15 protein-coding genes and 1 pseudogene are annotated in these 21741 nt (G+C 39.2%); 5 read left to right on the top strand and 11 right to left on the bottom strand.

Translation table 11 applies throughout. The features are described from left to right. Nucleotides 1-57: 57 nt before the first annotated feature. Entirely contained in the window at nt 58-273 is a 216-nt protein-coding gene (locus PVV69_RS01980) for a DUF1674 domain-containing protein (protein ID WP_273756254.1), read from the top strand. Between the two features lie 627 nt (nt 274-900). On the opposite strand, the gene rpsP is transcribed toward PVV69_RS01980, so the two are convergent. From rpsP to PVV69_RS01960, 4 genes and pseudogenes are all read right to left on the bottom strand, one after another. After that, on the bottom strand, nt 901-1275 hold the full coding sequence (gene rpsP / locus PVV69_RS01975) for a 30S ribosomal protein S16 (protein WP_273719728.1): 375 nt from the start codon (nt 1273-1275) through the stop codon (nt 901-903). A gap of 16 nt (nt 1276-1291) precedes the next feature. Then, nucleotides 1292-1620, bottom strand: a pseudogene (locus PVV69_RS01970) (chorismate mutase). 24 nt (nt 1621-1644) lie between these two features. Beyond that, complete coding sequence (gene ffh, locus PVV69_RS01965; protein WP_273719726.1) at nt 1645-3213, bottom strand: signal recognition particle protein; 1569 nt, start codon at nt 3211-3213, stop codon at nt 1645-1647. Between the two features lie 232 nt (nt 3214-3445). Then, a complete protein-coding gene (locus PVV69_RS01960; protein ID WP_273719725.1) occupies nt 3446-4087 on the bottom strand; it encodes a carbonic anhydrase in 642 nt (213 codons plus the stop codon). Nucleotides 4088-4356: 269 nt separating this feature from the next. Between PVV69_RS01960 and PVV69_RS01955 the strand changes: the two genes are divergently transcribed. After that, nucleotides 4357-9066, top strand: a complete 4710-nt coding sequence (locus PVV69_RS01955) for an NAD-glutamate dehydrogenase (protein ID WP_273756253.1) — start codon at nt 4357-4359, stop codon at nt 9064-9066. A 172-nt stretch (nt 9067-9238) separates the two neighbouring features. On the opposite strand, the gene PVV69_RS01950 is transcribed toward PVV69_RS01955, so the two are convergent. From PVV69_RS01950 to PVV69_RS01935, 4 genes are all read right to left on the bottom strand, one after another. Beyond that, nucleotides 9239-10294, bottom strand: a complete 1056-nt coding sequence (locus PVV69_RS01950) for a DUF2125 domain-containing protein (protein WP_273756272.1) — start codon at nt 10292-10294, stop codon at nt 9239-9241. Nucleotides 10295-10436: 142 nt separating this feature from the next. Beyond that, nucleotides 10437-11189, bottom strand: coding sequence for a glutamine amidotransferase (locus PVV69_RS01945; protein WP_273756252.1), 753 nt, complete (start codon nt 11187-11189; stop codon nt 10437-10439). Nucleotides 11190-11284: 95 nt separating this feature from the next. Then, nucleotides 11285-12847 (bottom strand): heme biosynthesis protein HemY, encoded by a 1563-nt coding sequence (locus PVV69_RS01940; protein WP_273756251.1) that lies wholly within the window; start codon nt 12845-12847, stop codon nt 11285-11287. A gap of 11 nt (nt 12848-12858) precedes the next feature. Next, nucleotides 12859-14043, bottom strand: coding sequence for a COG4223 family protein (locus PVV69_RS01935; RefSeq protein WP_273756250.1), 1185 nt, complete (start codon nt 14041-14043; stop codon nt 12859-12861). 384 nt (nt 14044-14427) lie between these two features. Between PVV69_RS01935 and tsaD the strand changes: the two genes are divergently transcribed. After that, nucleotides 14428-15522 carry a tRNA (adenosine(37)-N6)-threonylcarbamoyltransferase complex transferase subunit TsaD gene (tsaD, locus tag PVV69_RS01930; protein ID WP_273756249.1) on the top strand — a complete coding sequence of 365 codons (1095 nt, stop codon included), beginning with the start codon at nt 14428-14430 and terminating at the stop codon, nt 15520-15522. A 466-nt stretch (nt 15523-15988) separates the two neighbouring features. Beyond that, on the top strand, nt 15989-16405 hold the full coding sequence (locus PVV69_RS01925; protein ID WP_273756248.1) for an EVE domain-containing protein: 417 nt from the start codon (nt 15989-15991) through the stop codon (nt 16403-16405). A gap of 193 nt (nt 16406-16598) precedes the next feature. On the opposite strand, the gene PVV69_RS01920 is transcribed toward PVV69_RS01925, so the two are convergent. Continuing rightward, the gene (locus PVV69_RS01920) at nt 16599-16775 is read right to left on the bottom strand and encodes a hypothetical protein (protein ID WP_273756247.1); all 177 of its coding nucleotides are present in this window, start codon (nt 16773-16775) and stop codon (nt 16599-16601) included. Between the two features lie 263 nt (nt 16776-17038). On the opposite strand from PVV69_RS01920, the gene PVV69_RS01915 reads away from it, so the two are divergent. Beyond that, entirely contained in the window at nt 17039-17722 is a 684-nt protein-coding gene (locus PVV69_RS01915) for a response regulator transcription factor (protein WP_273719717.1), read from the top strand. 286 nt (nt 17723-18008) lie between these two features. Here PVV69_RS01915 and PVV69_RS01910 read toward each other — a convergent pair whose 3' ends face one another. After that, on the bottom strand, nt 18009-18833 hold the full coding sequence (locus PVV69_RS01910) for a class I SAM-dependent methyltransferase (RefSeq protein ID WP_273756246.1): 825 nt from the start codon (nt 18831-18833) through the stop codon (nt 18009-18011). Between the two features lie 253 nt (nt 18834-19086). Continuing rightward, complete coding sequence (locus PVV69_RS01905; protein ID WP_273756245.1) at nt 19087-21522, bottom strand: TIGR02302 family protein; 2436 nt, start codon at nt 21520-21522, stop codon at nt 19087-19089. Nucleotides 21523-21741: the final 219 nt, after the last annotated feature.

Below are 21741 nucleotides of genomic sequence, written 5' to 3'. Positions count from 1 at the left end.
CAATCAATATTATATGATGGTGTTTTCTTTCTGCTTCTTCAATGGAATAGGTGTAAAATGGATAAAAAAGATGACAAAATAAAGACACAAAATACGACCATCAACAAACAACAATCCCTCTCTCCCGCAGCACAACGCGCCCTAAACGAAGCGCACGAAAGACGCAAACAGGAAAAAAATGAAGAAAAACCTTTAGAAAATGGTGGACGTGGTGGCAAAGACCCTTCACGCTATGGAGATTGGGAAATTAAAGGCCGTGCCATTGATTTTTAAAAAATCTATCTTCATTACTTAAAAGGAGAGCGGCTTTTGGCAAAAAAACGATAACAATTGCTGTCTCCCTATAATACAGGTAATATATTTATTTATAATAATAATTCATTGTTCATTTGGAATGAGAGATCCTAATACCATAAAATTCTCTCATTTCAAATTTCTCCTATGTTGAATCAATCAAAACTATTCCCTTACACGTTAAAAGCGAAATTAGCATGTGAATAGAAATTCTTAAAGCAAGGAGGAAAATATTTCTACTGAACGCTCTCAAATGCAAAGGCTATTGCAACATTGGAAGCTGGGAAAATAGCTTTCGTTATACCATTCAGGGAACATCGTCGTAAAACGGATTTTTGTGCCTTAAGAGACATCTCTTTAAAACAAACAAGTGAATATATAATAAATAAAAATAAATCCTTAAAAAATAGGCGCAGAAGTAAAAAAACATCACATTATGGAAGCTATAAAGTTAAAACCGCACCATAACTTTTTTAAAGTATAGTCACTAAAACATAAATATCTCTTTAAAGAAAATCCGTTTTTGTCATTCAAAAACGGATAATACTCACTTCTCTATAAAATCTTTTAAAAGCAAAATTGCTTGTTTTTAAACAGCCACACTTCTTATGCTTCTGAAGCGGATTCAGCTTCAGCCGACGCATTTTCTTCAGCAGCTTGCTTTGCAGCAGCTATGCGTTCTTGTGCTTTTTTACCCGGTTCGCCTTTTTGTGGATTATTGCGGGTTGGACGTTTTTTCAAGCCAGCTGCATCCAAAAACCGTAACACGCGATCCGTTGGCTGCGCACCTTGACCAAGCCAATATTGGATACGTTCTTCATCCAGTTTCACACGCAGTCCATCTTTCGGCAACATTGGGTCCCATGCACCAACACGTTCAATAAAACGTCCATCTCGCGGACTACGTACATCCGCAATAACGATATGATAGTAAGGACGTTTTTTTGAACCTCCACGGGACAAACGAATTTTTAATGCCATATTTTATCTCCTATTGTCAGCTCTGGCTTTCGTTTAAATTTATTTGCATTGTTTTTGCTCTTTGGCGATCACCTCATGGTGATGCACAACTTCTTTAATGACAAACTTTAAAAATCTTTCAGCAAAATCGGGATCAAGATGACTCTCTATAGCCAATTGCCGCAATCGTTCTGCTTGACATTGTTCACGCAGAGGGTCGACTGCAGGCAAATCATAACGGGCTTTTAAATGCCCCACAGCATTCGTACAACGAAACCGCTCTGCCAAAATATGAATCAAAGCTGCATCAAAATTATCAATGGATGCTCGTAAATGCGCTAATTCATCCAATATTTTTTCCTGCATCATATTCCCTTTCCTCTTTGCATCTTACTTTTTCTTGGGATGCTGAGGAAATTTTCCCCTCTCGGCAACGCCACTAGAAAGACCAGGAAATGTAAGCCCATGCCCTGGAAGACCAGGCAAGACCTTCCCTCCATTACCACTTTCAATCTGTTTTTGAAGTGTTGAGAGTTGCTTTGCATCAAATCCTGATAAATCAGGGAGAGTTGCAGAATCACCACTCACAGCTCCCATACCACCAAGCCCCATCTTAGAACCAAGCCCACTCAACATCTTTCCCATCAAACCACCTTTGCCTTTACCCCCTATGGCTTTGACCATATCGGCCATTTGACGATGCATTTTTAAAAGCTTATTAATATCAGCAGCACTTGTACCAGAACCCTTAGCAATGCGTTGTTTACGGCTATGTTTTAACAGTTCCGGATTGGCGCGCTCTAAGGGAGTCATTGACGAAATAATAGCCAATTGACGATTAAACAAACGATCATCAAGTCCTGCAGCAGCGATCTGATCTTTGACCTTACCCAAACCTGGCAACATTCCCATAATGCCGCCCATTCCCCCAAGTTTTTTCATTTTCTGCAATTGTTCTGCCAAATCATTGAGATCAAATTTTCCAGCTTGCATTTTTTTTGCAAAAGCGGCGGCCTTCTCATGATCCATTGTTTCAGCAGCTTTTTCAACCAAAGAAACAATATCGCCCATTCCCAAAATACGATCGGCAATACGACGCGGATGAAACTCTTCCAAAGCATCTATTTTTTCACCGATTCCAATTGCTTTAATCGGCTTTCCTGTCACAGCACGCATAGAAAGAGCCGCACCACCGCGCCCATCACTATCCATACGCGTTAAGATAATTCCTGTAATTCCCACCCGCTCATCAAAAGAGCGCGCCAGATGAACAGCATCTTGACCGGTCAAACTATCCGCCACCAACATAATTTCATGAGGAAGAGAACAAGCTTTAATTTCAGCCAATTCAAGCATCAAAGCTTCATCAATATGATTACGACCTGCTGTATCAAGAATCAACACATCATAACCACCCAATTTGGCTGCTTGTAGCGCACGTATTGCAATATCGACGGGAGACTGCCCCGCAATAATAGGCAAACTTGCCAAGTTTGCTTGTTCTCCTAATTGGCGAAGTTGTTCCTGTGCTGCAGGACGGCGTGTATCTAATGACGCCATAAGAACTTTTTTATTATTTTTGTCCGTTAAACGCTTAGCAAGCTTTGCTGTTGTGGTTGTTTTTCCAGAACCTTGCAAACCAATCATCATCATCACAACAGGTGCCGGTGCATTGAGATCACTGAGAACGCCTTCACTTCCAAGCACATTCACCAATTCGTCATGGACAATTTTAACAACCATCTGTCCAGGTTTAATTGATTTAACAATTGCAGCCCCAACAGCTTTTTCACGAACCCTATCGGTAAAAGAACGCGCAACATCAAGCGCCACATCGGCTTCCAATAAAGCACGCCGAATTTCGCGCAACGCCGCTGCAACATCCTGATCCGACAAAGCCCCCCGCCCTGTCAAATGAGACAGTATGGAGCCAAGCCGTTCTTGTAAGGATTCAAACATTCTCTACCTCATTGCTGCATAACAAACCAACCAAAGCGGCATCCGAGAACGCATCGCGCCGTCGGATGTTGACCTCTGAGATCTCTTTATACCCTCACAATGGGGTCTCAGTCGGTGGCTCCAAGTTAATCCTGTCACTGAAAGCTTATTCTTTCAAACAATAAAACCTTAGCTTTGTCAAGATTTATCATACAATACTTTTAAAAGACAGCAAAGGTTATACTTAATCTTTCTAAACCTCAACACGCACAAAACGACCTGTTTCCTGTTCTACACTCCACAATTCACCACTTGAAATATCAAACCAAACCCCATGTAGTGTTAAAAGTCCTTGATCTTTGCGTACCTTTATCCAAGGAAAGGTTTCTAAATTTTTCAATGAATAATGTATAGACAATTGTTCTAATGCGATCTGCTGTTCTGATGCGGTCAGTGATTTATTATCAAGAACTGCTTGTGCTGCTGGTGCTAAAAGGCTTATCCATTGCCCAATAAAATCATTTGACGATAAAGATTTGCACTTTCCTTTAAGAGCAGTGCACACTCCCCCACAATGGGCATGACCAAAAACGACGATATGCTTGACCTCAAGCAATTGCACGGCATATTCAATCGCTGCTGATGTTGCATGATACTGATTATCAGGAGAAAAGGGAGGAACCAAATTTGCAACATTGCGCAATGTGAAAATTTCACCTGGTTTAGCATCAAAAATCGTTTCTGGTATTGCCCGCGAATCACAACAAGCAATGACCAAAACTTCAGGTTTCTGTCCTTCAGTTGCCAATTGCTGATAACGCGCTGTTTTATGTGAAAAATGATTGTTTATAAAGGATTGATAACCACTTAAAAGTCTCTCAGGCAAACACGTCATTCTCTCTTTACTTTCATTCACTTTGTATATTTTTTAAGAGCAAACTATTAAGATGCAATAACATACAAAAATACTAAAAAAGCCATTTTATCAACGCAAGATATTTTTTAAATAACAGATTATTAATTAAAGTGACAAAACAAGTTTATCCTCTCCAATAAATAACTATTCCCTAAAACAAGAAGATGCTACACTAAAAAGAATATTATACAGATCTGTTCTTAAAAAGAAGATAAAGAACATCAAGAGCAAAAAAAGGGAAATTCATTGTGTTAAAACAACAAACATCAGAGACAAAAAGTAATCAAAATAAAATAGAACAAATCCTTTTTGCTCATACCGATAAAGAAGATATTATTTGTTACCAAAACGAAGAACTCCAAAAAGCCACAGCTACAGCTATTGCGGCTTTTAATCTTCACAAGACAGGAAAAACAATTATCTGCTTTGAACGAAATTTGACTCGTAACAGCAAACCTATAACGGTTATCACCCTCGTCAACGATAATAAGCCCTTCCTTCTTGATTCTATTTTAAATGTCTTTAATCAACATAAAAATCACATTTATTTGATTGCACACCCCGTTCTTGATTGTGCCTCTGGGCAACGCATCAGCTTGATGCAAATCCATATTGAGTCTTTAAATGATCAACAAGTACAAAAGCTTAAAGATGAACTGGCCTTAGTTCTTGAACAGGTCAATGCAGCCGTGCAAGACTGGCAACCTATGCTTGAAGAAGTAAGGAAGCATATCCATGCCTATCAAACAAGTCTCCCATCATACTACACACAAGAAGGTGAAAAAGCCATTGAATTTCTCAATTGGTTAATGGACGATAATTTCATCTTTCTTGGCATGCGCACTTATAACTTTATCAAAGACCAAGAACCCACAAAATCCTTTACAGCCAGAGGCATTGAATTGGGCATTCTCACCGATGCTTCTATTCGTATTATTGGCGATGCACGTGTGGAAGAGCCTCCTCAAGAAATCCTCTCCTTTATGGAAAGTGATAACCTATTTATTGTCACAAAAGCCAATAGTCGCTCAAAAATTCACCGTTTTGTTTGGCTTGATTATATTGGTCTTAAAATCTTTGATGAAAACAATAAACTGTGTGGAGAATTGCGCATTGTGGGATTGTTTACCTCCTCCGCTTATACACGCTCTATTTTGCAAATCCCTTTCTTAAAAGAAAAAGCCAAAACGATTATTCAACGTCTTGGACATAACCGTGCCGACTATTCAGGAAAAGCACTTATCAGTGTTTTAGAAACCTATCCAAGAGATGAAATGTTTCGCTCCGATATTGATACACTAACGGAAAATGCCAAACTTATCATGCAACTAGACGAACGCCCACGTTTGCGGGTGCTTGCCCATAGCGATCCCTTTGGACGCTTTGTCTCTATACTTGTCTATGTACCGCGTGACCAATATAGCAGCAATGTTCGTGAAAAAATTGGCGAACATTTTGTTGAACTTTACAAAGGTGATTTTTTTGAATCCTATCCTCTATTTTTGGAAAGCACACTGACACGTGTCTATTATGTCATCCACCGCCAGGTCCGTGAAAATGCTCCTCTTATCGAACGCACAGCCCTTGAACAACATGTACGTTCTATCGCACACAGTTGGGAAGAATCTGTTCAAACGATAGCCCTTACCCGCAAAACGACAGAGCAACAAACACGTTTAGCCTGCCAATTTCCCAATAGCTATCGTGACCTCTTTTCAGCTGAAGATGCTATTGAAGATGCCGGACATATTCTAAGTCTTCATGAAAAAAAACCACTTTTTGTTACTTTTTATCATGCAGGCAATAAGGGAAAACGAAACATTTCTCTCCGGCTCTTTCACTGCCATAAAGCGTTAGCCCTTTCCAAGCGCGTACCCCTTCTTGAAAATATGGGGTTTCGGGTTATTGCTGAACAAACACTTGAATTACCAGATGGCAATGGACACTCTGTATATCTTCATGATATGCAACTAGAAAGCGCCTTTCAACTGTGTATTGATTTCGACAAAAACGGTCAAAAGCACGCCGAAACATTTGAAGCCATTTGGGCTCAAGATGCTGATAATGATGCCTTTAATACCCTAACCCAAACAGCTGATCTTTCTTGGCGCGAAATTGTTATTTTACGCCATTATGGACGCTATCTCCAACAAGCTGGCATTCCTTATTCACAAGACCGTGTTGCTCAAACTTTAAACGCCTATCCTGACATTACCCAAGATCTTTATGCACTCTTTCATTTGAAATTTCATCAAAGCCATACAGAAAAAGAACGCAAAGAGAACCAACAGGCTATTCAAAAGCGTATTGAAGAAAAATTACAGAACGTATCGGGTCTAGATGATGATCTTATCTTACGCCGTTATCGTAATCTTATCGATGCGAGTTTACGAACCAATGCCTTTACGCCTCTTAAAAATGGAAATCCACGACGTATTTTAGCCACCAAGTTAGATCCACGCCAAATTGAAGGATTGCCTGAACCGCGCCCTTATCGCGAAATTTTTGTTTATGGACCAGAAGTTGAAGGGGTTCATTTACGCTTTGGTCCTATTGCTCGAGGTGGAATTCGTTGGTCAGACCGTGCACTCGATTACCGCACTGAAATCCTTAGCTTAGTCAAAGCTCAACAGGTAAAAAATGCCGTTATTGTTCCCGTTGGTGCCAAAGGTGGCTTTTATCCTCACCGCCTTCCCCAAACAAATGATCGTGCTCTCATCATCGAAGCTGCACGACAAGCTTATATTGACTTTATCACGGCTTTGCTTTCCATCACCGACAATCTGGTAAACGATAAAATAGCTCCTCCTCACGACATCATTTGCCATGATGGACATGACCCTTATTTTGTTGTCGCAGCAGACAAAGGTACAGCAACCTTTTCTGATACAGCAAACGCACTCAGCCAAGAAAACCACTTCTGGCTTGATGATGCTTTTGCCTCAGGAGGTTCAGCAGGCTACGACCACAAAGAAATTGGAATTACCGCCAAAGGGGCATGGGAGGCAGTAAAAAGACATTTTCGAGAATCCTTTAACCACGATATTCAAACAACACCTTTCACCTGTATTGGGGTTGGTGACATGTCTGGCGATGTTTTTGGCAATGGCATGCTGCTTTCTAAACAAACAAGGCTTATTGCCGCCTTTGATCACCGCGATATCTTTATCGACCCAGATCCAAACATAGCTGAAAGCTATGCAGAACGTATGCGGCTCTTTCAACTTCCTCGTTCCAGTTGGCAAGATTACAACCAAACAAAATTATCAAAGGGCGGTGGCATTTTCTCACGTACCATGAAAACCATTACGCTTTCACCTGAAGCAGCACAAGCTATTGGTTTTGAAAAACAAACAGGAACGCCTTTTGAAATCATTTCTGCGCTTCTTAAAGCACCCGTTGATCTTTTATGGTTTGGTGGCATTGGCACTTATATCCGCGCAACGACAGAAACCGATGCACAAGTAGGAGATCGTGCTAATGATGGACTACGCATTACCGGTGAACAAGTTCGTGCAAAAGTGATTGGTGAGGGAGCTAATCTTGGCGTTACACAACGTGGTCGAATTGAATATGTCTTAAATGGCGGGCGATGCAATACGGATGCCATTGATAACTCCGCAGGTGTTAATTGTTCAGATGTCGAGGTCAATATCAAGATTGTTCTGGCATCAGCCCTTCGTGCAAAAACCCTTACCCGCGAAGCCCGCAATGAGCTCTTGAAAAAAATGACTCCACAAATCGAGCAATTAGTCTTGCGCAACAATTATTTGCAACCTCTTGCTCTTTCTTTAGCTGAAAACCAAAGTATTGTAGATTTACCTCATCAAATCCGCTTTATGCATGATTTAGAAGAAAAAAAGCTTCTAGATCGTAGAGTGGAAATCCTCCCTGATGAACAAATTTTGCGGCAAAGAATAACACAAGGTCAAGGACTTATCCGTCCAGAACTTGCTGTTCTTTTGGCATACGCTAAATTAACCCTAAAAGAAGAGATCGCCCATAGCCCCATTATTGATGATCGTTATTTTGATACAATCTTGTTGCACTATTTCCCAACTCAAATTCAGGAAAACTTTGCAAAAGAAATCATTAATCATCAGTTGCGTCGTAATATCATTGCAACGCTGCTTGCCAATGATATTGTGAATCGTGGAGGACCTACTTTTGTAAGTAGACTACAAGATGCAACAGAACAAAAGGTTGAAAATATTATTCGCGTTTTCATCACACTGTGCGATGGTTTTGAAATACCACAACTGTCTAATCAAATTGACAAGCTTGATAATAAAATACCCGGTGTTGTTCAAAATAAATTCTACGCAGCGATTACTTCAATGCTCTTTGAGACAACAAACTGGGGATTGTACAATATGGATCTCTCGACTCCATTAGAAGAACTTGTACAAACAATAAAGCAAGCGCGTGCTGTTATTGAAAAACAACTTACGCATTCGAATGATAAAGATATCAACAAAAAAATGAAAGAAAAAACGCTCCATTATAGTGAAGAAGGAGCACCAAAAGCTTTATCAAAACAATTGGCTCTCTTGGAAGCTGCTCCTATCATTTGTGACATTTCTTTAATTGCCAAACAAAGCAACAGTGATCTTATTAAAACTGCAGAGATCTATTTTTCACTTGCACAAATCATTCGTATCAACCGCATTAATGAGGCAAGTCAAACAATTCCTGTACTTGATTATTATGATAGTATGGCCTTAAGCCAAGCCAAAGAAAATATTGCCGAAAGCTTACGGAAAATTGTTATGAAAATTCTGAACAATTATGGAGTAAAAGACGACCCTTTTGCCACTTGGAATAAAAGAGCAGAAGATCACATTCACAATGTAACAAACCGTATTAGTGCACTTATTGAAAATGATCTCAACATTTCTCGTTTTACTTTTGCAGCAGGATTGATTGCACAACTTCAAAACACGGGCTTTCAGACTTAAAGTAGCGTAAGATGGCAAAGTTTGAAAAACCTCATTTTGCCATCCATGACAAACCCGCAAGAGAATAAGAGGAGTGCTATCCGCATTTTCAGACATAGCTCCCCAAACAAAGAAGCACTCTTTTATCTCTGAAGCAGAGTTGAAAGTACGATTTAAAAAACAGCTTTCAGACTCAAAGCGGTGTAAGACGCCCAAGTTTTAAAAAACCTAATTTTACCCATCCATGACTAACACGCAAAGAAATAATCGGATAGCCATCTGCACTTTTAGGCATAGCGCCCAAAACAAAAAATAAAGCTTGTAGATTGTTAGCTTGCTCAGGAAATAAGCGCTGCATAGTAGTAAGGAGTTCCATATGCTTCACCAAGACAAGATCAAATTTTGCTGTTAAATATCCTTCATCATCAAAAGAAAAAGGCCCACTGACACGTAATATACCACCTGTATGAAAAACCAATTCGCCCCGCTTTAAAAGTCCACTTTTCCCATACAAGCGCTGTTTCCAATTGTCTCCTCTATTTTCAAACACATGAGGTACATCATTGAATATCCATTTTAAATTGCCATCAATTTTGGGAACATCCACCAAGTAAGAGGCAAAAAACACGGAAGGATCAAAATCATCAAAAGTAAGATGCCCCGATAAATGATTTTTCTCGTCTTTCAGATCAAGTCGTAAAAATTCTGTCGTTATTTTTGGAGACACATTTTCTTGATCTAAGACAGGCACAATCACATCTGGCGAATCTTTTAAAGATGCTTGATCACCAACATTTTCCTGCATTACTTTCTTGTTTTCCGGCTGTGATTCCAATTTTTCTTGAACTTTCTGATCCTCAAGAGATGAAGAAATAGTAGAAATTTCAAGCCCTTCAGCCATCAGTTTAAATGTCTTACCCGTTTTCCAATAAGGTTCTGTTTCAATGACCAAATTGCGCCACTTTGACACAAATGGAGTCTTTCCAGCAAAAACAATGAATGCAGGAGAATGAACATTAAATTCAACCCAATGGGGTGCATAAACTGGTGCACCAACCGTCAAATCCCCCGTTGATAAGGAAAGCCCGTGCAAAGGCCAAGCAAACTGAAATTGATCACAAGTAACACCAATACGTAACGGATAACCACTCTTGCTGAGATGCTCGCACACAACCGTCATATCATGGGCAGAAGCCCTTTCGAAGAGATAGGCTACATAGTCCTCTATTTTACGTGAAAAAAAAACCAGAGTAAGCTATAAGTGAATATCAACACAAAACAGCATAGCCCCCAAAAAAAATATCTTAAAGAACAACTTTTCCGTATTGATTTCAATGGAGAAAACATAGACAAAATAAAAATTTTCCTTATTTTATAATGATAAAAACTTCTTAACTCTCACGTATGTATGATGGATATACAAAGATTTTGTGCAATGCATTTTCAAACCATTTGCTCAAAGCCTGATCATAGATTAAACGACCTTGCAAATGCACAGCAGCAGGTTGAGCCCCTTTTTCCATTAATTTGTGTGCCGAACGCACAACCAAACGCCGCATCATTGCACGTGTGAATTCAGCATGAAATTGTAGACCCCATGCATTTTCTCCATAACGGAAAGCTTGTGTAGGATATGTATAACCTGTTGCCAAAAGCTCTACCTCTTTAGGTAAATCATAAATACCTTCATCATGAAAATGATAAACCATTTCCGGCCAATTCATCACTGCTTTTCCTTGCAAGGTTGCTTCCAGTGGATACCATCCCACTTCAACGATCCCATCACATCTTGTACGAACACAGCCTCCCAGATTTCGCGCTAACATTTGTGCGCCAAGACAAATACCTAAAAAAGGCTTATTCTCTTTTAATGATAAAGAAATCCAATCAATTTCCTCACCAATATAAGCATCCCTGTCATTCACACTCATCGGTCCCCCTAAAATGACGACACCAGCATAATACTGCAATGTATCGGGGAGTTTCTGTCCTAAAATAGGACGATACACATCAAGAACAAAACCACTTTGTTGCAAAAATTTTCCCAAACGACCCGTATATGTAGACCGACGATGAATAACGACTGCGATCCTTGGTTTGCTCTTTCCTTGCTTCTTACCAACACACCTTTGACTTAAAAACATTTTTTAACCAATCACTTTTGCAAACCAAGTAAAATTTCACTTTTTAAACACAAGAGAATAATTTTAGCGAACAATATTCACTATAATTCTACTTTTTAAAATAAACGAAATTTCTTTTTTGATAAAGATGTCTCCTCTTCTTCTGTTTTTACCCCTGGATCATCAACATTTAAATGGATTTGATTAAATGTTTTGACATCTTGCTCTTTTATATCTTGTTTCTCTACCTGTACATTATGCAACAAAGAATCCTCTCGCGCAGATAATTTTTCAAGCGTCTTTTCTTCAACACCAAGACCTTCTCCCACAATATCTCCTTTATCTTGTTTTTTAGGCATAATATTGGCAGCCTCTAATGTGAAGGGAGACATACGGGGAGGTGCTTTCCATTCAAAACAGCCCAAACGCCCAGTTATGGGAGAAACCACTGACCAAGAGGTAAAAATGGTACCATCACACATCCACACCGGATCACGTTCAGCACGAAGTGCTAAAGAAAGCCATTGACGCACTGCTGCTTGATTATTCCCCTGTGCTTCTTCAATATCTGCTAACAATAAATACACACTTTCCCGCTGATGATACTGGAGCGCTTTTTGTGCCTGTTGCCTTGCCAATACCGTCTCACCAGCATCCAAAGCAGCTTTAGCAATAAGAAAAGCCGCTTCAAATGTGTCTTTATGATAAGAAGCAAGTGTCTTAGCCTTTTTTAATCGTCCAACGGCTCCTTCTTCTCTTTCAAGATAAAGCGCACTCAAATCAGGATGCGGCTCTTTCTGCCAAGCCGTTATAATCATCTTATCGGCTTTACGCGTTTCATTGAGCTTATAAAGAATATCAGCAGCAATAACCGTTATGGGAACAAAATCAGGTTCCAATTTATGTGCTTTCAAAATAGCCGTACGTGCTTGTACTGGATATGTTTCAAACAGATGAAGAGCCTGCCCACAAAGTAACAAAGCCTGTATATGTTGACGCTCAGTAGTCAAACGGATTGCACGCGGTAAAGCTTTTTGCGCGCGTTCAAAAACAGCAAGAGCTTTGTCCCATTGTCCACTTGTGCTAAGCTGATCAAGCACAGTTTGATGTGCCCATAAAAGTGCTGGTGATAAAGCCAGCGCCTCTTGTGCATATTGTTGTGCTGCTTCATAAGCTTTATTCTTTATGGCTTCGCGAAACAAACCATAAAGCCCTGCCAATTTTGTTGATGTTTCTTTTCTCATTTCCTCATAGAGAGGAATGGCGTCGGCAGAATTATTTTGCAGCGACAAGGTTTGTGCTTGTAAAAGTTTTACCAACGGCTCATCTTTACTGGCAAGATATTTGTCAACACGAGCCTCCATTTGTTGCGCTAACACCCCATCGCCTGAAAAAACTGCCAAAATCCCTTGTGAAAGAGCTTCATAACCGCGCTTTTTATGGCGTTTATAGAAGTAATTGGAAACAGCATGGGGGACAGAAAAAAGGACAGAAAGAAACCACCATAAAAGTGCTAAAATTCCAAAAAACAAAATAAGCATGCTTAGCACTGTAAGCAATGAAGCAGAGAAGCGAAAATGCAAAAATGTGAGGACCACAACACCATTGTGATTAGCAACCCACCCGAACACGAGACCGAGCGCACATACAACAAAACTATAAACAAAAACACGTATCATCTGGAGCCTATTTACATCTTAGTTGCCTTAAAAGATCCTTGTTGCACAGATATCAACAATTTCTGAAGCAACTGATGAACAGCAATATGTGTTTCAAGCTTCTGCACAAAATCCAGCGAAACATCTTTTGCATTTTGAGGTAATGTTTGCCATTCGCTTAAAGCCTTTTCGTAATCACCCCTTTGAATGGCAACTTCCATCCGCGCCGCAATTGCTCCCACTGTCATACCTTCAATATTTCCAACCGGACGCGAAACAATAAGACCCTTTATCCATGCTAAAATCCGTTCAAAAAAACCAGCATCTGATGCAACACTCTTTTGTGTAGCAACAATGCTATCTGCAATACGAGCAAAATCACTTGAAAGTTGAGCTGAACTTGGAAGACCTACAGCCGCTGTCTTTTGCAACAAATCCAGTCCATCAATCGAAGGCGATAATTGTTGTAACAGTTTTAATTCATCACTATAAGATCCACCACGCTCTACAGCATTTTTTAGGGAACTGATGGCAGTAAAGAGTGCCGTATTGATTTCGTTTTTCTCACTCTTGGTAGCAGCAATCTCTTCTTGCATAGTTTCTAACCGTTGTTTTAAGGTAGCAAGAGCACTTGCATTGCTTTGTCCAACGGAAAAAGCCGCTTTTGTTTCTTTTGAGCCTTCCACAAAAGCTTGCACAGATTTTTCAAGATTATTTACTTTTTGCTCTAAAGCAGTAAAAGCTTTTTTGTTTTCTTGTGATGCTCCATCACTTTGAATTGTTTCTATATGTTGTGATGAAAAAGCAGCAAATTCTGCTTTCAATGTATCAATTTCTTGGAGAACATGCCCTAATTGCTTGCGTGTTTCCTCACCTTGATTTTTTGCACTTTCAGCAATTTGTAAAATTTTTTCTCCCTCAGTATTTTTTTCCATAACAGAAGAAGGAAGCACGCCTGTCCACTGAAGACCGATCAAAACACCCAAAACGATGAGACCACCCAAAATTCCTGAAATAAGCAAATAAAGCCAAGTCATATAAGGCATGCAGTGCTTCTGCTCATGCTTTTCACTTTGTTTCTCCATAGTATCCAATTCTGCTGGATTTTGTGTTATTTGTTCTGAATTATGAGCCACAGTTTCATGTTCAATCACTGGCGTTTTACGGCGCGTACCAGTATAATGTGGTTTAGCTTTTGGTTTTGAAGAATCTACCATCTTAATCACTTTTTGTGCACACTCTTCTCTCATGATAAAATAACAAAATGAAAAAAGCTTTAAAAAACGAAGAATTTCTCAAAGAGCATTGTTTATTTCAAACCATTTTTACTAAAAAGTATAACTTCACCGAAATTTTTAACACTGTATTTTTATGGAAAACAGTTAATCTTATAAAGTTTAATGAACAATATTTGGGGAACATATCATTATTTTATACTGAAAAAAAAGCTTCATTTTGAGTTAACAAAGCCATTATATTTAAAGAGAATGCATTTAAACGCATTTTTAGAGAGAAATAATTTCATGAGAAGTTCTTTGCATCTTTTCCTGTCCGTGATACCCACAAAATAAAAGAGTCTTTAACAGAAGGTTTTGTTTAAAATGCGCCTGTTAGGAATAGAAACGAGTTGCGATGAAACTGCTGCTGCTGTTGTTGAATACAACAATGAAGCTAACAGTAGAATTCTTTCTAATATTGTTTGGAGCCAAATTGATCATCATGCACCCTATGGCGGTGTTGTTCCTGAAATTGCCGCCCGTGCCCATGTTGAAATTCTCGATAGTTTAATTCTAAAAGCACTCACACAAGCAAACACAAAATTGAAAGATATTGATGCCATTGCAGCCACCAGTGGTCCAGGTCTCATAGGAGGACTATTGGTAGGTGTTATGAGCGCAAAAGCACTCTCTCTTGCCACGGGAAAGCCTTTTATTGCCGTCAATCATTTAGAAGGTCATGCCTTGACAGCCGTGTTAACGCATAATGTCCATTTTCCTTATTTATTGCTGTTGGTCTCAGGTGGTCATACACAAACAATCCTTGTTCACGGAGTAGGCAACTACCAGCGTTTAGGAACCACCATTGACGATGCCTTGGGAGAAGCTTTTGATAAAACAGCAAAACTTTTAGGCCTTCCTTATCCTGGTGGTCCAGCACTTGAAAAAGCTGCTTTATTAGGAGACAAAAATCGTATCCCTCTTCCACGACCTTTAAAAGGTGAAAAAAGATTAGATTTCTCTTTTTCAGGTCTTAAAACCGCTGTTCGGCAAGCAGCAACAGCCATGGCGCCTCTTACAGAAAGCGATGTTGCAGACATTGCCGCAAGTTTTCAAGCAGCAGTTACCGATACAGTGCATGATCGCGTTCATTTGGCTCTACAACACTTTATCCAACAATATCCTCTCTCTCATGGTAAAGAACAACGTCCTCCTGCTTTAGTTGTCGCAGGTGGTGTTGCCGCCAACCAAGCCATTCGATCAACATTGCAAAAACTTGCACATCAACATGGTTTTGAATTTATAGCGCCCCCTCTTTCCTTATGTACCGATAACGCTGCAATGATTGCTTTTGCTGGTGCACAAAAGCTTGCTAGAGGAGAAACAAGCCCCCTTGATCTTGCCCCGCGCTCACGCTGGCCATTGGATGAAAAATCTACTCCCTTAATCGGGATGGGACGCCGTGGAACAAAAGCCTAACAAAATGAATTTTTATGTTCTCCACAAAGCACAATATGAATGACTGTTATTGAATATTTCATCTCATTATTATAACTTTTCTTATCTTGAAACTTCTAAGACACAATTTTCCTACACAACTTTTCAAAGCAACCCAATCATAGATTATTTTTGACATTAAAAAATAACTGCACTTGGGCTTAATGGCTTACTTTAGGCTTATGTTTTGATCCACATGCATATTTTTTTCTTCTAACAATTAAGTAAAAGACAAGATAGTTTCACGCATTTTAATGAAACAGAATAAAAAGATAACGCATGATGATAAAACAATTTTATTCTCTCTCCAAAATGAAGAAATAAATTGATAATCTGCATTCTTTACTTCATTTTAAATGAAATGATCGTACTTAGCAGTGCTATACTTAAGTGCATATAAAATACGTATGATGTCTAAAATATTCACAATCCATAAAAAGGAGAACGCATGGCTTATTGGCTTTTTAAATCTGAACCTCATAAATGGTCATGGGACATGCAGAAGCAAAAAGGCGCGGATGGTGAACAATGGGACGGTGTCCGCAATTATCAAGCTCGTAACAATATGCGTGCCATGAAATATGGCGATAAAGGCTTTTTTTATCATTCCAATAAAGGGCTAGAAATTGTAGGTATCGTAGAAGTATGTGCAGAAGCACACCCTGATTCTACGACTTCTGATCCACGCTGGGAATGTGTCGATATCCGTGCCGTTTGTGATATGCCAACCCCTGTTTCATTAAAACAGATTAAAGCAAACCCTAAACTGAAAAATATGATGCTAGTCAAAGCTAGTCGCTTATCAGTACAACCCGTAACAGAAGATGAATGGAAAGAAGTTTGTTTTATGGGCAACCTTAAATAAAGAAATGCTCTCATCTTAACACAATAATCTCTGACCACTGATTCCTATGGGGCAAGAGACGTTCCATAATCACCGTGCAAGTGCAATACATCCTTCTGTAGATGCATAATTTTCTTATGCTCAATGCATAAATATAGCACTTCCTCCTGCCCTTTTTCATTCTCCAATATTCCAATCCAAAACCAAGACAATCTCATAAAACCCTCTCACGATAAATTTTTTCAGCACTATTACCATAAGGAAAATGTATCAAACGATTATAATCATCATCACTACTCGCATCACACCAACCATCTTGCAAAGACAGTGAAAAGGCAAAACAGAGCGTAATAAAAAACCATAAGACTTGCCACAAAATCCACTCAAACAAGGCATATGTGCTAAAGTGTTGCCCTACCTCCTTCATGCTTAAAAGCAGAAATACTAACCCACCCCAGAGCACAAAAAAATGATTTTGATCAACGCACAATACACCTCACGCACAATGACCTACTTGTCAGAAAACGACCAGAGAGACAATAAAAGTTCTTTTTTTAGAGGCTTTCTTTTTCAATTTTCCTTGCATGCAATCTCATTTTTCATGAAACTGCTCTCCATCAATTGGTGCATCAACATATCTTATAAGGAACAAAAATGAATCGCTATACCCTCTTAATTGTTGAAGAAGATAATGATCTGCGCCCTATTTTGGTAGAACAATTGCAAATGCATAAGGAATTTGTAGTCTTTCAAGCAAAAACAGCTGAAGCAGGAATAACAATAACCCAAGAGAGAAATATTGATCTTGCTATTTTGGGACTTGAGCTATCTGATCTTGATGGCCGTAAAGCAGTCAAAAAATTACGCATCCAAGGATTTCGCGCTCCCATTATCATGATTACAAATCATGATACGGACTGCGATACCCTGTTAGATCTTGAGACAGGCGCTAATGATTATGTAAAAAAACCTTTCCGTTTTGCCGTGTTATTGGCACGAATTCGCGCCCAATTGCGCCAATATCAGCAAAGTGACGATACAACTTTTCGCATTGGCCCTTATATTTTTAAACCAGGACAAAAACTCCTCATTGATCAACACAACAATGAAATTCGTCTTACAGAAAAAGAAGCAGCTATTCTTAAATACCTCTATCATACTAATGACCAAATCGTAAACCGTGAAACACTTTTAGAAAAAATTTGGGGCTATAATGAAAATATTGTCACCCATACCCTAGAGACCCATATCTATCGTTTGCGCCAAAAAATCGAAAAAGACCCCTCCAACGCACAAATTCTTATTACAGACCAAAATGGCTATCGTTTAAACCTTTAACACCTTTTTGACATGAACTGCTTCAAACATGATTTTGATTCTCCCAATTTTTCTCTGCAACAAAATATATTTGAGATTTAATGATAACATTTTAATTTTAAAGGTAATTTACCATTTTTAACTTAAATGGCAGCCCAAATAGCATAAGCGCTCTCACAACAAATCATTTTATGATGAATCTAAATAAAAGCCATTTGAGACTAGACTTTATGTCCACTCATAAACTGTCTCAATGCAAAAAAATCACAATATAAAAAACTGGAAAAGAGCATGATCATACTCATGCTCATTTATACCTTGCAGCAGTTAAAAAGGATATACTCAATGAAATTTTACATGATAACTTTCGTGAGCGCTTTCGTGAAATGGAATTGGGCATGAGATGGGAAGAACTCTCATAGGCTTGGGGTGATAATGCAGGAATAAAAACGCGCCGCGATTGACGACGCTGTACAAGCAGACCTTGATAAACACGTTTCTGCGCCTGACACATCAAGAGTCCACCAAAATAAGACAAAAGATGACGGGCAAATGGTTCATAAAAAAACGAAAAGAGCCGTGAGATAGAACCAGAAGAAGGTGTATAATATACAATTTCTTGCACTGATTGAGAAACAAAATTTGTTCTTTCAAACAGGCGAGCAATCTGTTGTCGACTATAAGGCTCACCGTAACCAAACGGTGTGGAAGTATTGCGTGCCCAAAAACCAGAACGATTAGGAACAATAACAATCAAACTCCCATTGGGCGCTAAGATACGCCATATTTCATTGAGTGTTTCGAAAGAATTTTCTGTATATTCCAGTGCATGTACCAATAAAACACAATCAACCGAAGCATCAGGCAGCGGCAAATCCTCTTCAAAAACAAGTGCTGTAGCAACTTTCTCAGCACAAGGCCAAGGTTCAGCACCCTGAGAAGCTGGCATAAAAGCAAAACATTGTTGTGCACGTCTACGCAACACAGAAAGATAAGGAAGTGCATATCCCAGTCCCATCACCCGTTTATCAGTAATATCAGGCCACCAGAAATTTAATTGGTCACACAATGTTGCCTGCACGCGCAACCCCAGTGCCGAAGCATAAAAATCTCTCAGTGTGACTATATCCAACTCAACATACCGTGTAGAAAAAAACTTTAAACATTACAGGCCTTCCTATCCCCATTTATATGGATTTCTGCCTTTTATCGACAATGTCAAAAGCTTTGAATGTTGCATATTTCAAACCCAAATAACAAAACAACCTATAGAACATTTTATTGATTACAGTGGATAAGCGATTTCATCATGCCCCTCATCTTTAAACCTTGTGCCTCAACTTTTAATACGCCCTTTTTGCATCGATTAAAAGAGAACAAAGTAATTAATTAAAATGAAGCAATCTTTCAAGATAGTTTTTTTCTACTTCTAGGATATGCTCCTTACCCAAACGTTTGCGAATTTCTTCTAAAATCTGTCGTGCTCGCATTTGATCACTTTCTTGTGGTATTTTCGTACCTTCTTTTCCTTCTTGATCTGTTTTTGAAGAAAGTGGACGTCCTAATGGATCTTTAGCGCCAGAAGCAGCATTTTGCTTATCTCTAGCCTCTTTAAGCATTTCACGCATTTTTTTCACAATATTTTGTGCACCTTGCCGCAAATCTTCTAAAGCATCTGACTGATTTTGCATAGATATTTGATTGTTTCCCTGCTCAAGAGCATCTCCAGCAGAATTCATTTTTTCTTCTGCCTTTTTGAATGCATCATGCGCTTCAAACCCTTGCGCAGAGAGTTCTTTTTCTAACATAGACAATTCAGACTGCAACTCAGCCTGACGTTTTTTTAAAGATTTCTTTTGCTGTTCTGGTATGTTTTCCCCACTTTGTCGTTTTTTTTCTAATTGGTGTGTTTCATTGAGAATTTCTTGCTGACGCCGCATTAAATCTCCAAGCTGATCCATTTTTTCTTTCATCTTAGCAGATTGGTTCTGCTGCTTCTCACCACCTTGATCCCCTTTTTGAACTTGCAAATGATCAAGAGTCTGTTCTACTTCAGCCAACAACTGTTCAGCTGCTAAAGAGGAACCGGTTTTTGCCATTTCTTCAATGAGATTGAGCTTTTTTTCTAGTGAATCCTCTGAAAGATTTGGACGACGAAGATTATCATTGTTAGAATGATTCTTGTCTTGTGCACGTTCAGCCAAAGCGTGAATATAGGTATCCATAGCTTGGCGTAAATCTGCCATAAGCCGTTCAATTTCTGCTACTGGAGCACCATAACGAAGTGCATCACGCAAAGCAGCCTGTGCTTGTTTTAAATTTTTCTGCACAGATTCGAGCTGATTACCTTCAATACCCAAGGCAATTTGCCATAAATAATCAATGATACCGCGCAAATCATCTTCTGTCTCTGCCATAGAAAGCCTTGTCCATGCACTCTGTAGAACAAGAAAATGTGTGAAATTTTGCAGCCCATCTTTTGGACGCACAAACAACGCAGAAAGCATATCGAGGACACGTTCCCGCATAGAAGCATCAAGAGCAAGTAAACGACGCAGTTCAATCACCGCACGTGCAACAGGATTCGAAAACACACGTTGTGGGAGTGTCATCACAAAAGTTTTGCTCCGCCCTTGTTGTCCCGCCCCATCTTCTGCCAGCAAAGTAATTTTAACTTCCGCACCAGCCCATGGATGTGCTGATACATCTTGTACCATCCGCATTTTACCCTTTCCACCACGTGGCAAAAGTAGTTTTATTTCAGGCGCCCTATAAAGAGCAACAGTACTTTTGTGTTGCTTTAAAAAAGGCTCTACTTCAACAAAAGCCTTTGTCACTCCATAATCATCATCCAGTTCATATTGTAATTCTAACGAACCAGTCAAAATTCGCCCTGGCTTTTCCAACCAACGAATTGTTGGGAGCTGATCTTTAATCACCTGCAAATGCCACTTCTGTTGCTTATGCCGTGATGAAACCAATAAATCTATTGAATGTTCTAAATGTGTTTCAAAATGAATGATTGGCTTATCCAAAGCCACCTTTTCATTTTTCTTGGCAAACAAAACTTCTTGCCCATCTTTTTCAGAAATTGCTTTTACTGTAATGCCAGCCCCATTAACAACACGGATAACGAGGTCACTCCCTTGAGGAATTGTCACCTGTGTTTTCTCATCTTTTGTTAAATAAAGAGGTGCCACACCAGTATAAGCAGGTGGTGTGACCCAAGCATCAATCCGCATAGATGTTTCATCAATGACAGGACGCAAATCAAATGCATCTGCCAAACGTCCCCCCAAAGAGCCAAAAGAAAAACTAAAAGCACACACACAAAGCAGGAGACAAACAGTTCTCAGAGCCATAGGATCATAAGCCACAATATTAAGAGAAATAAATCCTGTTTTTAAATTGGATAATTGTCTCGCCATGCGACGTTGATGTTCACGCCAAATAATTGCATGAAAACCGTCATCATTTTCAGCACATAAATGATCTGTTTGAACGCTTATGGGTTGATTTTTAAGCCCATTGACTTGTTCAAGATGCCGATTTACTTCCCTCATTGTAGGAAAACGAAAACGTCGAAGAAAAAATAAACTTCCCACAGCCAAGCAAAACATAAGCCCAAGTAAGAGCACATGGGGCCAATAACTGAGAATGCTAAAAATACCCAACCAACTAAGCGAACAAAAAAGACTAAGAACGAGGAAAAACGGCAACAACTGTACCCATATCCGCTCAAATAAGAGGATAAACCACATAAAAACGCGCACACACAAAAGCTTTATGATTACAAAACTTTTGATGTTTTCATTTTCCATAGACAAATATTTTTCCCCTTGTACAACGGTGAATTGAGATCTTGATCTCCTCCTCGCCTAAAAAAAACGAAGATTCTTTAATCCCCACCAACCTGTAACCAGATTGTTTTCTCTCAGGTCAGTTTTACTTTCCAACCACTTATGTGATTCACCTTATAAGCTTACCAAGCAAATCCTGCCCTAAATATTCGTAAAACTTTACACTTTTACACTTAGGTG

Source organism: Bartonella sp. MM73XJBT, assembly GCF_028618465.1.
Classification (GTDB): domain Bacteria; phylum Pseudomonadota; class Alphaproteobacteria; order Rhizobiales; family Rhizobiaceae; genus Bartonella.
This window is presented reverse-complemented; position numbering and strand designations above follow the sequence as displayed.

Coding starts and splice junctions, on each gene's coding strand:
- tsaD (WP_273756249.1), top strand. CDS start 14,428: ATGCGCCTGTTAGGAATAGAAACGAGTTGCGATGAAACTGCTGCTGCT.
- rpsP (WP_273719728.1), bottom strand. CDS start 1,275: ATGGCATTAAAAATTCGTTTGTCCCGTGGAGGTTCAAAAAAACGTCCT.
- ffh (WP_273719726.1), bottom strand. CDS start 3,213: ATGTTTGAATCCTTACAAGAACGGCTTGGCTCCATACTGTCTCATTTG.
- PVV69_RS01925 (WP_273756248.1), top strand. CDS start 15,989: ATGGCTTATTGGCTTTTTAAATCTGAACCTCATAAATGGTCATGGGAC.
- PVV69_RS01915 (WP_273719717.1), top strand. CDS start 17,039: ATGAATCGCTATACCCTCTTAATTGTTGAAGAAGATAATGATCTGCGC.
- PVV69_RS01940 (WP_273756251.1), bottom strand. CDS start 12,847: ATGATACGTGTTTTTGTTTATAGTTTTGTTGTATGTGCGCTCGGTCTC.
- PVV69_RS01980 (WP_273756254.1), top strand. CDS start 58: ATGGATAAAAAAGATGACAAAATAAAGACACAAAATACGACCATCAAC.
- PVV69_RS01960 (WP_273719725.1), bottom strand. CDS start 4,087: ATGACGTGTTTGCCTGAGAGACTTTTAAGTGGTTATCAATCCTTTATA.
- PVV69_RS01905 (WP_273756245.1), bottom strand. CDS start 21,522: ATGGAAAATGAAAACATCAAAAGTTTTGTAATCATAAAGCTTTTGTGT.
- PVV69_RS01945 (WP_273756252.1), bottom strand. CDS start 11,189: ATGTTTTTAAGTCAAAGGTGTGTTGGTAAGAAGCAAGGAAAGAGCAAA.
- PVV69_RS01935 (WP_273756250.1), bottom strand. CDS start 14,043: ATGGTAGATTCTTCAAAACCAAAAGCTAAACCACATTATACTGGTACG.